Source organism: Microcoleus sp. w2-18bC1, from assembly GCF_036700365.1.
Taxonomy (GTDB): Bacteria; Cyanobacteriota; Cyanobacteriia; order Cyanobacteriales; family Microcoleaceae; genus Microcoleus.
This window is the reverse complement of record NZ_JAUBOS010000048.1, coordinates 32,540-45,672: the sequence shown is the minus strand read 5'-3', so window position 1 is coordinate 45,672 and position 13,133 is coordinate 32,540. Positions and strand designations below refer to the sequence as shown.

Genomic DNA, 13,133 nt, shown 5'->3' with positions numbered 1-13,133 from the left:
CAGTGCAATCGTTTGGGAGTTTATTGTTGCCAAATCTATCTTCCTTTACCTCTGCTTGAATATCTGCGGAATGTGGGTTGCAATTCCACCGCTTTTTTAACAATTGTTAATCCCAAACCGTTACCTTTAATCTTTCCAGTATTCTTGCAGCGGTAAAACATTTCAAATATTTTCCCTACTTCCGTTTCTGGGATGCCCATACCTTCGTCTCGGATACGGATAATTAGTAAGGGAGAGCTAATATTTGTAAATTGGGAAGTGGCAAAAAAACACTGAGGAGATAAGCCGAAAATAGCTTCTTTGTCTCCTTCGCTTGCTGGACGGCATTCCAATTCCAAGGTGACTTGCCCGCCGTTGGGAGAATATTTGATGGCATTGACGATTAAGTTAGAAATAATGCCGTGCAGCAATTGTTGATCTAACATTGCGCTGGTAACATCTGACGGGATTAATGTTAGTTTGTGCTTGGCTTCATTTCCTAACTGCAATTGATCGAGCAAGTTTTGACAAAATTCGATTAAATTTATCGGAAATGGATTGCATTTGAGTTGGCCTGATTCTGCCCTGCCCATGAACAGCATATCGTCGATTAGCTGGTTCATCTTTTGGGTAGCTGAGTGCACCAGCCGCAGGGTTCTAACTTGGGATTCGTCACTGCTGCGAGTGCGATCGAGATCGAGAAGTTCCGCAGAAATTAAAATCGCGTTGAGGGGATTCCGCAATTCGTGAGCCGCCATGGAAATATACTGGTTTTGGCGGTACGATTTTTCTTCCACCGACTCTCTGACTGCTTCCGCGGCTTTGAGAGATTCTCGCATCTTGGTTTCCATTTCGTGTCTGTGCAGGGCAATCTCGATCGCCACCCGCAAATCATTTTGTTGAAATGGTTTGATAATATAACCGAACGGATCTGTAAGTTTCGCTCTTTGCAGTGTTTGATCGTCGGCATAAGCGGTTAAAAATATTGTGGGTACATTTCTATTAGTTCGGATTTTATCGGCTGCTGTTACCCCGTCCATGTCCCCTTTAAGCACGATATCCATCAAGACTAAATCGGGCGGGTTTTCTATCGCTTTTTGAATTGCTTCTTCTCCTGAAGAAACTGTAGCTGTGACTGAATATCCCAGTTTTTTCAATCGACCTGCTATGTCTTGCGCTACAATAACTTCGTCTTCTACGACCAAAATTTGTATAGGGTTCATTTTTCGTTAAATACGCTGCCGATAATTTAACTCTTGGAAAATCAGAGTGTAGCAGGTTCCACGCTGACTGTCAATGTCAATACTCGCCTCTAATTGGTAAGCCAACATTCTCACTAATCGCAATCCTAATGTTTCAGTATTTTCCACGTCAAAATTAGCCGGAAATCCGCGACCATTATCTTGAATAGTTAAATGAAATTGGTGACTACTTGTTTCATTAAATTTAATAGAAATTTCACCATCTAAATTAGAGCCAAATGCGTATTTTAAAGAGTTGGAAACCAGTTCGTTAATAATTAAGCCACACGGAATAGCTGTTTCTATGTTTAAATAAATGGGGTCAACTTTGAGGTTAAATTGGATGGAAGTGTTGCCACAACCAAAAGATTGATACAAATTAGCAACCAAATTTTCGACATAGGGGGACAGGGCGATCTGATCGAGATTTTCGGATTGATACAATTGCTCATGAATCAAAGCCATTGAATGGATGCGAGTCTGGCTTTCTTCAAATAAAGTTAGCGTTGCTTCGTCTTCAATATATTGAGCTTGAAGTTGCAGCAGGCTGGAAATTACCTGCATATTATTTTTGACTCGGTGGTGAATTTCTTTGAGCAATACTTCTTTTTCGCGGAGTGTTGCTTGGATGCGGGCCTCGGTAAATTTGCGATCGCTAATATCTTCGCCAATACCCGCGATGCGGTAAATGTTGCCCGATTCGTCGTAAATGGGAAAAGCTCGATCGCACACCCAGCGAATTGTGCCGTCTGGCAGAAAAATCCGATATTCGGTATTGGTGGACTCGCCGTGCAACACTCGCCCCATTGCCTCTTCCAAGAGGAGTTTATCTTCTGGATGCACCCACTCCATCATTTTTAATGGATCAGCATACAATTCTTCGCGACTGCGCCCCCAGATTTGTTCGTAAGCTGGACTCAGATACAATAAATCGGTGAATTCCGCAGACATTAGCCAGACGGAATCTTGGATATTTTCTGCTAACTGGCGGAAGCGTTCTTCACTTTCACGGATAGTTTTTTCAGCCTGTTTGCGTGCGGTAATATCTACTGCAATGCCCACGATCCGGTAAACTTTACCAGATTGATTTCTAATCGGAAAAGCCCGATCGCGAATCCAGTGTATTTGGCCGTCTGGCCTGACAATTCGATATTCTATCTCGTCTTCAGAATCAATTTGTCTAGTTAAATTAGCAATAACGCGAGCGCGATCTTCTGGATGGAGCGAATCTGCAAAAAAGCGCCCGTAAGCATATAAATCAGCACAGCTTCTGCCCCAAATCTTTTCGTAAGCCGGACTGATATAAATAATTTTCTGGGGTTGAACGTTTACCATCCAAAACACACTTTCAATGTGTTCTGCTAACTGTCGGAACCTTTCTTCGCTTTCTTTCAGCGCTGCTTCGGTTGCTTTGCGATCGCTAATATCTTCTGTCACTACTACATTGTAAATTGCCCCGCTCAGCGGTTCTTTGATGAGCGATACACTAATATTTACCCAAACTACATTGCCATCTTTGTGCAGCAACCGTTTTTCCATTTTAAAACTGTCAATTTCTCCGGCGAATAATTTATTGTTTTGTTCTAAATCTAAATCTATATCTTCTGGGTAAGTAACGTCCATCCAAGTTCGCGACAGCAGTTCGCTCGCAGTATATCCCACTATCTCGCAGAATTTTTGATTGACTCGCAAATAGCGGCCTGTTTGGTCAGGGTGGGTAATGCCGACTGCCGCTTGTTCGACGGTTGCCCGAAAGCGTTCTTCGCTATCTCTGAGGGTTGCTTCTGCTTTTTTGCGATCGCTAATATCGCGCTGCACGCCAAAATAGCCCACAATTCTGCCGTGGGAATCGTAAATGCAAATATAGTCGCCTTCTATCCAAACTGGAACTCCGTCAAACGTGCGATTCTCATTTTCGATGTGGATTCTGCCAGCCTCAAAAAATTGCCTTATTATCTCTCTGCCACCAGTCAAGTCGTGAGACAAGAAAGAGTAAAGTGTCCGACCAATAAACTGTTCCCTCGTCCCACCGTATTGAGCTATCAAAGCATCGTTTGCCTTCGTTACCCGCCCGTTAGCAAATATGTAATCCAAGACTTTTTCTTTGTCAACTGTATCGTCCCAATGCACTGGTTCGTCCAGCATCATAAAGAAAAAACCATCTAAAGATTGAGAGAAAAACAATTCTAGCTGTTCCTGGCTTTCCCGCAGAGATTTTTCGGCGCGCCAGCGAGAGAGAACTTCTTCCTGCAATTGATCGTTGGCTGTTTTCAATTCCTCAGTGCGCTTTTGATATTGAATTTCGAGCTGATTTGTAATTTCTTCCAGCGCTATTTCTGCCTGTTTTTTTTCGGTAATATCTTGAGTAAGAACCAGTCCTGCAAAAATTTCTTCCCGGTCGTTTTTGACTGGAGCAATTGTTGTTGAATAAACGCGATTGCCGTATTTATATTCAAAAGTATTCTCTTTTCCTGCCAAAGCAGCGCGATATGTAGTCTCAAAAAGGGGCAAGTCTTCAGGTGGCGATACTTCCCACAATGTTTTGCCTTCCAACAGTTCTTTGGACAAACCAACTACTGCCAAACCTTGGCCGTCAACCAGAGTATAGCGCAAATCGCGATCAAACAAAAATACCGAACCATTCGGATAATGTTTGATGAGAGTTCGGTACATTTCCTGGCTTTTTTCCAGAGATGCGATTAACTGAATGCGATCGTCCTCGGTGATATCAAATTCAGTTACGGAACCCGAAATGCCAGGATTCTCGACTGCTTTGAGTTGTGCTTCTAATTTCTGGCACAATTCTCTCTGCTGCTGCAAATGCTCTTCAAGTTGTAGAATTTTTGCTTTTTGCTCTGCTACCAATGCTTCGCAGGTTTCGAGAGATCGATCGATCTTGGTAGGATCAATACACATAAGCGCTCTTTGTTTGGCAGTTGCGGACTTGAGCTTTTTCAAGCCAATACTAACAAAGCTCAAGCCTTCACTGCTAACTTAATTAATCAATCTTTCTTGACTTCTGCCCAAAGCATTCTACTTTTCCTTTATTTAGGAACTCCCGCCGTCAAGACTTCATGACTTTTCAATGTCACCAAAACATCATCTTCAATTCTCACGCCAATACCGCGCCATTTTTCAGGAACCTCCGGCTGTCCTTCAACGGGTTTAATATAAGGAGAAATATAAATCCCCGGTTCCACCGTCAGCACTTGTCCTGCCTGCAAAACTTGCGGATTTTCGCCGTACTGATAAACGCCGACATCGTGCACATCCAATCCCAGCCAATGACCAGTGCGGTGCATATAAAATGGCTTGTATTTCTCTTCTTTAATTATCTCTTCAATGTCCCCCACCAAAAGTTTTAAATCCATTAAACCTTCCACCAAAACGCGCACCGCTGTTTCATGAATTTTGCTGTAAGGATTTCCGGGATATACTTGACTAATTGCCTGCAATTGTGCTTGCAAAACTAAGTCATAAATTATCTGTTGTTCGGCTGTAAATTTGCCGCTAACGGGAAAGGTGCGAGTAATATCGGCGTTGTAGTACCCGCAAGCACAACCAGCATCTATTAGCAGCAAATCGTTTTCCTGCATTTGGCGGTTGTTTTCGATGTAGTGGAGGACGCAGGAATTGTAACCTGATGCAACAATTGAAGGGTAAGCCGGAGTGCAGCCATTTAAGCCAAAAGTATGTTCTATTTCAGCTTGAATTTCATATTCGTATCTGCCCGGTTTGGCGAATTCTTGGGCGCGGTTGTGCGCTGCAACTGAGATATTAGCCGCTTTTCGCATTAATGCTAATTCTGTTTCGCTTTTCACCAGCCGCATCGGGTGTAAAATAATGTTGGAATCTTCGATTGCTGTCGGGCCTGTGCCACGTTTGGGATAGGTTGCCATCAAGCGCTGCCAGTGATTGAGGACTGTTTGGTCGAAACTACGATCGCGCCCGAAGTGATAGTATATGCGATCGGCCTTTTCTAAATATGTCGGCAGTTTTTCGGCAAGTTCATTAATCGGGAAAGCTTCATCCGCGCCGTACAATTCCTTAGCGCCTTCTACTCCGGCGCGATAACCGTGCCAAGTTTCTTTTTCCAAGTCTTTTGGCTGCACAAACAAAACAAATTTGTGTTCTTCATGGTGTGGCGCGAGCACTGCTACCGCCGCAGCTTCGTTGAAACCGGTTAAATAGAAAAAATCGCTATCTTGTCGGTAGGCATATTCTACATCGTTGTGCATGACGGCTGCGGGCGCGCTGCGAAATATCGCTGTCCCGCTGCCAAGTTTTGCCATTAATTGTTCGCGTCTTTGCCGATATTCGGTGGGGTTTGTCATCCGATTTTAGATTTTAGATTTTAGATTTTAGATTGATTGTAATATTAACACTTGGCGGTTTCAAGCCCTGTCAAACTTGCACCCGCAAGCGCAGGGTTGAAGATATAGGTGCTCTGTTTTTTTTCTTGGTCTACTTATTTATTCTCTTGTTCTGCGATCGCCAATTGACAAGTATAGTCAACCAGCCGAGACAAAGATGAGTGGCCATCGACTAAAGTCCATTTCGGAGAGAAATTCGACCAATTTTCGCCATCTTGGCTAACTCTCACAGTTCTCAACTGTCGTTGCTGGCAGTCAACTTCCATTTGCGCCAACAATTTATCGTTACTAAACTGTTGAGTTACTAAAATAGTTCTGACTGGATAAGAGGGAGCACCGGGAATATCGGATTTGCTTAATTCAACGCTGCTGGAGTCGATGCAAATATCTACAAAACATCTTAATTTTTCGGCGCGGGCGCTCAAATTAATGCCAAAAATTAATGTTGAAATTACTATCAAACAAATCGATGCACTCTTAATCATATAGCAGGAGGAAGAAGTTTCTTTTGACTCGGCGGTTGAAACCGCTGCTACACAGACAAAACCCGCCTGCGCGGGTTGAATTTCTTCAGTCCGCGCAGGCGGACTTTGTTTGTGTAGCAGCGAATTCTATTCGCCCTCAATATTCACTCTTCTTTTTAAAGTTGAGGAACGTATTGTTCTTTTTCAGGAACAAAAGTGTATTCAGAGACGATTAGGCGCAACTCTTCGCCGTCGATGGTTTCTTTTTCGATCAACAAATCGACTAAGCGATCGATCACAGTGCGATTTTCGCGAATAATTCGGCGCGCGTCGTCGTAGCAGTGATCGACAATCGATCGAACTTGTCCGTCAATCCGAGAGGCTATTTCTTCGGAATATTCCGATCGCGCTGTGTAGTCGCGGCCAAGGAAAATTTCGCTTTGCTGGGCTTCCAGGGCGATCGGGCCCAAGGTAGACATCCCATAGCGAGTCACCATTTGGCGCGCCATACCGCTGACTTGCTGCAAGTCGTTGCCGGCACCGGTGGTTACTTCGGCATCGCCGAAAACTACTTCTTCGGCTGCGCGGCCACCCAAAGCACCGCTAATCCGGGCTAAAATTTGCGATCGAGAAATCAAACCTTGGTCTTCGCTGGGCATGAACCAAGTCAAGCCGCGGGCCTGTCCGCGAGGTACTAAGGTAACTTTTTGAACTGGATCGTGGGCTTGAATGATTGTACCGACGATCGCGTGGCCGATTTCGTGGTAAGCAATCAAACGCTTGCTCTTGCTGTCCACCAAAGGAGTGCCTTCCATACCTGCTACCACGCGATCGACTGCATCGTCAATTTCGAGCATCGTAATCGCTTCTTTGCGGCGACGGGCGGTTAAAATAGCAGCCTCGTTGAGCAAGTTAGCCAAATCAGCACCGGTAAAACCAGGAGTGCGGCGGGCGATGGCGTCCAGAGAAATCTCTGTAGACAGCTTCTTGTTGCGCGCGTGAACTTCCAAAATTTCCAAGCGGCCTTTGATATCCGGCGTATCTACGCTAACTTGGCGGTCAAAACGTCCCGGACGCAGCAGCGCTGAGTCGAGCACGTCGGGGCGGTTCGTGGCAGCAATGATGATAATGCCAGTATTGCCCTCAAAACCGTCCATTTCGGTCAGCAACTGGTTCAGGGTTTGTTCCCGTTCGTCGTTACCGCCACCGATACCGGCGCCACGCTGGCGGCCCACTGCATCGATTTCATCGATAAAGATGATGCAAGGAGCATTTTCTTTAGCTTTCTTGAACAAGTCGCGGACGCGGGAAGCGCCGACACCGACGAACATTTCCACAAATTCTGAACCGGAGATGCTGAAGAAAGGCACGCCGGCTTCGCCTGCGATCGCTTTTGCCAGCAAGGTTTTACCGGTTCCGGGAGGGCCCACTAGCAGCACGCCTTTGGGAATCTTCGCCCCGACTGCGGTGAAGCGTTCGGGTTTTTTGAGGAATGTCACTACTTCTTGAAGTTCTTCTTTGGCTTCCTCAACGCCTGCTACGTCGTCGAACAGTACGCCTGTTTTAGCTTCCATTTGAAAGCGAGCTTTGGATTTGCCAAAGTTCATGGCTTGACCCGGGCCGCCGGGAACGTTGCCACCGCGGCGGAAGAGGAAAAACAGGCCTCCTACTAACAAGAGGGGAAATACTAGATTGCCTAAAAGTCCCCAGACAGCACCGTCGTTGCGTAGTGGGTGGGTGTCGAAGCTGATTTTGGAGTCTCTGAGCCTAGAAACCAGTTCCGGGGCATTTGAGGGCAAGTCTACCCGCCACCGCTGCTCGTGATTGTCCAGTTCGGGATCGACTGCTAGGACAATAGCCGTCCGACCTCCGTCGTAAAGGTCAACGCTGGTCACTCGACCGGCGTTTAAGTAATCTAAGAATCGACCGTAGCTCAGACGGGTGCTGGCGGTGTTCTTGCTCATTTCTGCGGGGGATGGGGCAAAGGCCCCCTGCCACAAGAAAAAGCCGATGACTAAGGCGGGTAAAGTCCAAAGTAGTATAGTTCGCCAAGAAATTTTCATAAATGCGGATGCCTTGAATTGGGGACAGATCGGGTAAGATCGCGGTGTCGGAGAAGTGCGACAAAAGTTTACACTCAGAATCTTAACTAAATTTAACTTAACAATGCACTCTCAGGCAACAGAGCTTCGAGGACGATGGCTCCAGAAAAAGTTAGGTTAGTTACGGTAAGGGCGATCGTCCCGAATATAATGTTTGGTGCTGATTTCGATACCGATCTAGGTAGAGTTAGAAGAATCGCCGCAAAACCCACTGTCTTTAAGCGTGGCAGTGTCAAGGGATAAGGCATGATAATGGTGAGGCTCAGTGAGGTAACACATTTCAATGACAACTAGACAGCTTGTTCCTAATTCGGCTATGCTGACCCAGCAGACTAAAGTCGCTTCTAACAAATCGATTATTAGTGCTGATTTGGGTCGGACGGCAACTAAAGCTTGCGTGAGTCGCAACCCTAGTAGCGTTGTTTTCATCCCTGCCAACGTGGCTACTATGCCCGTGGAAAAGGTGCGGGGTGGCAGCTTTGAGTCCAAAGCAACAGACCCTCTGTTGGATATGTGGCTGGAGTACCAGGGCAAGGGCTACGCGATCGGTCAATTGGCGGCAGATTTTGGCGCTAATCTCGGTGGCGCTGACCAGTCGAAAGTAGTAGATGCTTTGGTTAAGGTCTTTTCCTGTGCTGGATATTTCCAGATGAAAGGCGACATAGCAGTTGTGCTGGGTTTGCCGTTTTATTCGCAGGATCAGTTTGAGAAGGAAAAGGAAGAGATTATCAGCCAACTGCGCTCTCCCCACGTTGTGGTGTACCGGGGCGAGCGTGTTGATATTAATATCAGTCACGTTTGGGTGATGCCGGAAGGGTTCGGCAGCCTGATTTGGTGCGAGGCTCAAGATAACAAGGAGTTTACGCCGGAGTTGCCCGAACTGTCGGTGGCTGTTGTTGATATCGGACACCAAACTACCGATTTGTTAATGGTCGATCGTTTCCGGTTCGCCCGGGCGGCTTCAAAGAGCGATTCCTTCGCAATGAACAAGTTCTACGAACAAGTTGCCTCAAAGATTCCGGGAGCAGACCCTCAATCTCTGTCTTTACTGGAAGCGGTGAATAAACCCGAAGGCCAGCGTTTTTACCGTCCCAGAGGAGCGACTAAGCCGACTAATTTAGATCCGATTATTAAGGATTTGCGCGAGGCTTTCGCTAACGAACTGTCCGAACGTTTGGTGCAGTGGCTGCCGGAACGTGTGACGGATGTGGTTCTGACTGGCGGTGGCGGCGAGTTTTTCTGGGAGGTTTTGCAACCTTTGCTTAAAGACGCCAATCTTAAGGCTCACTTGGCTCAGCCTTCCCGGAAAGCTAATGCTTTGGGACAGTTTATTTATGCTGAGGCTCAGCTAGCCACGATAAAGTAACGCATTAAGGCTTGAACCCTATGGCACTGTGGGCAAAAAATAAGGCGAATTTCTCGGTGGCGTTTACGGAAGATGCTGCGGATCAAACTTTGCTGGCCGCTATTGAAAAAGAGTTGGCTTTCACGAAGTATCAGACTTTCAGCAATCTCTGCAAGCAAGCTTTGTGGCAGTTTTTGTCTGTATCTGAGTCTGCTAGCTCTACACAGAGCTTTCAGCGGTTGGAACAGCGTATTGCTGAACTTGCGGAAAAATTTGCTGAGTTTGAGCACAATGTTTCGGCAGAGGAATTAAGCCGTTTGGAGGGACTGGAACATCACCTGAGTCAACTGGGCGCCCAGTTGGATCAGTTGCAGGGCAGTGTTAACAGTAAGTTTGCTCAAGTTTCTTTTGCCCCAGTTTCAAAAGTAGTAGAGCCTGGCCCGATTGAGTCTGAATCTGTGGCGGATGATAATGTAGTGTCTGATGCTGAAGTTGCTCCTCCTCGGAATTCCGATCCTTTGTTGGAGCGTTTAAGTTCTTTGTTACCCCAAGATTTCTAAAATCAGGTAGACCCAGGCTAAAAAGCCTTGAGATGTAATGTTAGTGGCCCGCTGTTGGCAGCCGGTACTGAATACAGAAACAAAGCGATCGCTCTTTTGAAAAAAAGGGCGATCGCTTTGTTATTTGTCAGTTGTCAGTTGACTGTTGACTGTTGTCTGCGGTTACAAATTACAAATTACCAATGATTATTATTCGATTAATCCTAATTTTTGTAAGCGCGAACGAATGGCCCCAGATTGTCGCTGAAATTTCTTTGCTAATTCACCAATTGGTTGACCGCTAGCATATTCATTCTTCAACTTCTCATCTTCTTCCCGACTCCACTTGACATAAGCTCTGGGATACTTATGGCGAATTTTCTCAACATCGTAGGTTTTAGGTCGAGCGGCCTTATTTGGCTCGGCAGAACTCTCTGGTTGAGAATTGCGATCGCCCACTGCTTCTTGCACGCGGTTGGGAATCGAAGCAATTTCTTCTGAAAGCTCAGCCAAAGCATTGTCTACTTTTTGCTGAAGTTCTGTTAGCTGCCGCTGCTGCAAATTTCCCCACTGCGGCAGTTCGTTGATAAACTGCTGCAAGTCCAGAATTATTGTGGTCAAAGTTTCGACTTGTTGCAACTCTGGTCGCTGTTTGAATTGGCGGCTAGTGAGTTCTATCTCGCTTTGAATCATTTTAATAGTTTTTTCTAAAATTATTAGTCGCTGGCGCAGGTTCTCAATGGCTGAAATTAGAGAGTGTACGTTTTCTCCAGGCGCAACATTGAGATTTTCGCGAGATGTTTGAGCAAGAGCTTCGTCTAAAGCATTTACAGCAAGTTGCAATTGCTCGATCGCGCGATCGGTAGTAGCTGCTTGTTGATTTACGCGATCGAACGTGGCCGCCGTACTTGCTTTAACTTGCTTGTGCAGCTTCTGCCGATTCACAAAATTCAACACCAACGAAATCACTACAGGCACTTGAGCATAAACGCTCTGCCCCCAAACCAAACTAGCAGCCAAGCCCACAGCAGAGGCAGCAAGAAAAACCAATTCAGCAGTTTCTAACAAATTGCTGGACGTGGGATTTTGGATTTTGGTGGGTGAATTGGATGATGACATAGGCTAATACCATTTTAGATTTTAGATTTTAGATTTTAGAGGGGGAATGACTGATGAGGCTCGGAGTTTGGATCGAGTGCCTATAGTTGCATTCTTTTTTTCAACTGGTGCAAGTATGCGGATAAAAATAAAGTACGCGCGACGGCAGATATCCGGTATGTAATCGCACGTAAACCCCGAATTTAGCAGTGGTGAAAAACAGATTAAGTTTTTTATTCACAGCCATCTAATTAAATATATTAAAGCTGCAAAATTAGTCGAGCTAAAGTGAAATAAATCAAGACCCCAAGGACATCAACTGCGGTGGTAATAAAGGGAGCAGACATTAAAGCGGGGTCTAAACCCAAAGAACGAAATAGAAACGGCAGAGCTGAACCGGCAATAGAAGCTAAAATTGCGATCGCAAACAAACTCACTCCCACCGCGAGTGCCACTGCTAAACTCCCTTGCAAAGTATAAGCCCAGCCCGTCGCTACAGTCCCCAATATAGCTCCTAGCAGCGCTCCCGCCATCCCCTCGCGAACAATTACTTGAAACGGCCCCATTGCTGTAATTTCATCAGTGTTCAAACCGCGAATTACAACTGTTGAGGACTGAGCTCCGACATTGCCTCCAGTGCCAGTCAGCAGGGGAATAAAAGCTGCTAAGGCGACTACTTGGTTCAAAATATCTTCTTGAGCTCTAATAATTGCGCCGGTGACAGTATTAGTTAAAAGCAGAACAAACAGCCACACGACCCTTTTCCGGGCAACAGTGATTAAATCGGTCTGAAAATAATTGTCGCCGCCGGACTGGACGCCGCCCAAGGTATAAATATCTTTGGCTGCTTCTTGTTCTAAAATATCGATCGCGTCGTCAACTGTAATGATCCCGACCAGCCGCTGTTCGCGGTCTACAACGGGCACAGCTAAAAAATCGTAACGCTGGATCAGCCTAGCTACTTCTTCTTGATCCGTTCCTGTTTGAACAGAAACTACGTCGCGGGTCATAATTTCGCCTACAGTTTTGTCGAGGGGCGAAGTGACTAAATCCCGCAGGGATAAAATACCTGTCAAGCTGCGTCCGGCGTCGGTGACGTAAAGAGAATAAATTGTTTCGGTAGTTTTAGCCAAAGAGCGAATTCTGTCTAAAGCTTGGGCGACGGTAAAGCTTTCTTTGAGAGAAATATATTCCGGGGTCATGATCCGACCGGCGGTACTGGCTTCGTAGCCCAAAAGTTGGGCCGTGGCTTCTCGTTCCGTCGGGCTTAATTCACCCAACAGACGACGGACTAATATTGCCGGCAGTTCGTCAAAGAGTTTAGCTCGATCGTCCGGGGACATTTTGTCTACAATGTCAATGACTTCTTGGCGTTTGAATTTTTCGCAGAGGGACTGCTGAACGCTGGAGTCGAGATACTCGTAAACTGCGATGGCTTCGTCTTTGGAAAGCAAGCGGAAAGCTATTACTTGCATGGTTTCTGGCAGGCCTTCGATAGCTTCAGCTATGTCTGCTTCCTGCACCGGGTGCAAAATCGCTTTTGCTCCTTTAAAGTCTCCTTCTTCCAACAGGGCCCTTAACTGCGATCGAACTAATTCCCGCAGTTCTTTTCGCGCGTAGGTGGGTAGAGAAGACGATTGATAACTTTTTTCTGTCACTGATGACCCTCCTAAACCTGTGCTGCGCGCCTTCCTGAATCCAGTTTAGAGCCTATTGACGCCACTGGTTGCAGCGATCGGACTTGCCCTGACAATATCCACACCTGACCCCTATTCTTCTGGTGCGCGCCCAGTATCTTGCCCGATTTGTTGGGTTCAAATACATTTATCTTGATCGGCGACACTCATCGTTAGGAAAGGAGAATTTCGCCCGATCACTTTTTACGACAGGTTCGTCGAACTTTGATTGCGAATATAATTATTGACTGTTTCTTTCCATTCAGTGTCGCTTGCTGGCAAGATTATGCCGTAAGAAATGCAGGTTAAAGGCTTC

9 protein-coding genes are annotated in these 13,133 nt (G+C 46.1%); 2 read left to right on the top strand and 7 right to left on the bottom strand.

Annotated features, from left to right (window positions below; all coding sequences use genetic code 11):
* Positions 1-35 precede the first annotated feature (35 nt).
* The 5 genes from QT979_RS21005 to ftsH2 form a co-directional block, all read right to left on the bottom strand.
* Positions 36-1,202 (bottom strand): response regulator, encoded by a 1,167-nt coding sequence (locus QT979_RS21005; protein ID WP_333311585.1) that lies wholly within the window; start codon positions 1,200-1,202, stop codon positions 36-38.
* A 6-nt stretch (positions 1,203-1,208) separates the two neighbouring features.
* Positions 1,209-4,136, bottom strand: a complete 2,928-nt coding sequence (locus QT979_RS21000; RefSeq protein ID WP_333215175.1) for a PAS domain S-box protein — start codon at positions 4,134-4,136, stop codon at positions 1,209-1,211.
* A 128-nt stretch (positions 4,137-4,264) separates the two neighbouring features.
* Positions 4,265-5,554, bottom strand: a complete 1,290-nt coding sequence (locus QT979_RS20995; RefSeq protein ID WP_333311584.1) for an aminopeptidase P N-terminal domain-containing protein — start codon at positions 5,552-5,554, stop codon at positions 4,265-4,267.
* A 134-nt stretch (positions 5,555-5,688) separates the two neighbouring features.
* Positions 5,689-6,054 carry a hypothetical protein gene (locus QT979_RS20990; protein WP_333311583.1) on the bottom strand — a complete coding sequence of 122 codons (366 nt, stop codon included), beginning with the start codon at positions 6,052-6,054 and terminating at the stop codon, positions 5,689-5,691.
* A gap of 179 nt (positions 6,055-6,233) precedes the next feature.
* The gene (gene ftsH2, locus QT979_RS20985; protein WP_333311582.1) at positions 6,234-8,120 is read right to left on the bottom strand and encodes an ATP-dependent zinc metalloprotease FtsH2; all 1,887 of its coding nucleotides are present in this window, start codon (positions 8,118-8,120) and stop codon (positions 6,234-6,236) included.
* A gap of 322 nt (positions 8,121-8,442) precedes the next feature.
* Between ftsH2 and QT979_RS20980 the strand changes: the two genes are divergently transcribed.
* Both QT979_RS20980 and QT979_RS20975 read left to right on the top strand, forming a co-directional pair.
* Complete coding sequence (locus tag QT979_RS20980) at positions 8,443-9,525, top strand: ParM/StbA family protein (protein WP_333048413.1); 1,083 nt, start codon at positions 8,443-8,445, stop codon at positions 9,523-9,525.
* A 20-nt stretch (positions 9,526-9,545) separates the two neighbouring features.
* Positions 9,546-10,064, top strand: a complete 519-nt coding sequence (locus QT979_RS20975) for a hypothetical protein (RefSeq protein ID WP_333311581.1) — start codon at positions 9,546-9,548, stop codon at positions 10,062-10,064.
* Positions 10,065-10,253: 189 nt separating this feature from the next.
* On the opposite strand, the gene QT979_RS20970 is transcribed toward QT979_RS20975, so the two are convergent.
* Both QT979_RS20970 and mgtE read right to left on the bottom strand, forming a co-directional pair.
* Complete coding sequence (locus QT979_RS20970; RefSeq protein WP_333311580.1) at positions 10,254-11,162, bottom strand: hypothetical protein; 909 nt, start codon at positions 11,160-11,162, stop codon at positions 10,254-10,256.
* Between the two features lie 239 nt (positions 11,163-11,401).
* Positions 11,402-12,799: a magnesium transporter gene (gene mgtE / locus QT979_RS20965; protein WP_333311579.1), complete on the bottom strand. Its 1,398-nt coding sequence runs from the start codon at positions 12,797-12,799 to the stop codon at positions 11,402-11,404.
* Positions 12,800-13,133 lie beyond the last annotated feature (334 nt).

Excerpts from the sequence above, each read along its gene's own strand:
- QT979_RS20995 (WP_333311584.1), bottom strand. The coding sequence starts at position 5,554 with ATGACAAACCCCACCGAATATCGGCAAAGACGCGAACAATTAATGGCA.
- QT979_RS21005 (WP_333311585.1), bottom strand. The coding sequence starts at position 1,202 with ATGAACCCTATACAAATTTTGGTCGTAGAAGACGAAGTTATTGTAGCG.
- QT979_RS20980 (WP_333048413.1), top strand. The coding sequence starts at position 8,443 with ATGACAACTAGACAGCTTGTTCCTAATTCGGCTATGCTGACCCAGCAG.
- QT979_RS21000 (WP_333215175.1), bottom strand. The coding sequence starts at position 4,136 with ATGTGTATTGATCCTACCAAGATCGATCGATCTCTCGAAACCTGCGAA.
- QT979_RS20970 (WP_333311580.1), bottom strand. The coding sequence starts at position 11,162 with ATGTCATCATCCAATTCACCCACCAAAATCCAAAATCCCACGTCCAGC.
- QT979_RS20975 (WP_333311581.1), top strand. The coding sequence starts at position 9,546 with ATGGCACTGTGGGCAAAAAATAAGGCGAATTTCTCGGTGGCGTTTACG.
- ftsH2 (WP_333311582.1), bottom strand. The coding sequence starts at position 8,120 with ATGAAAATTTCTTGGCGAACTATACTACTTTGGACTTTACCCGCCTTA.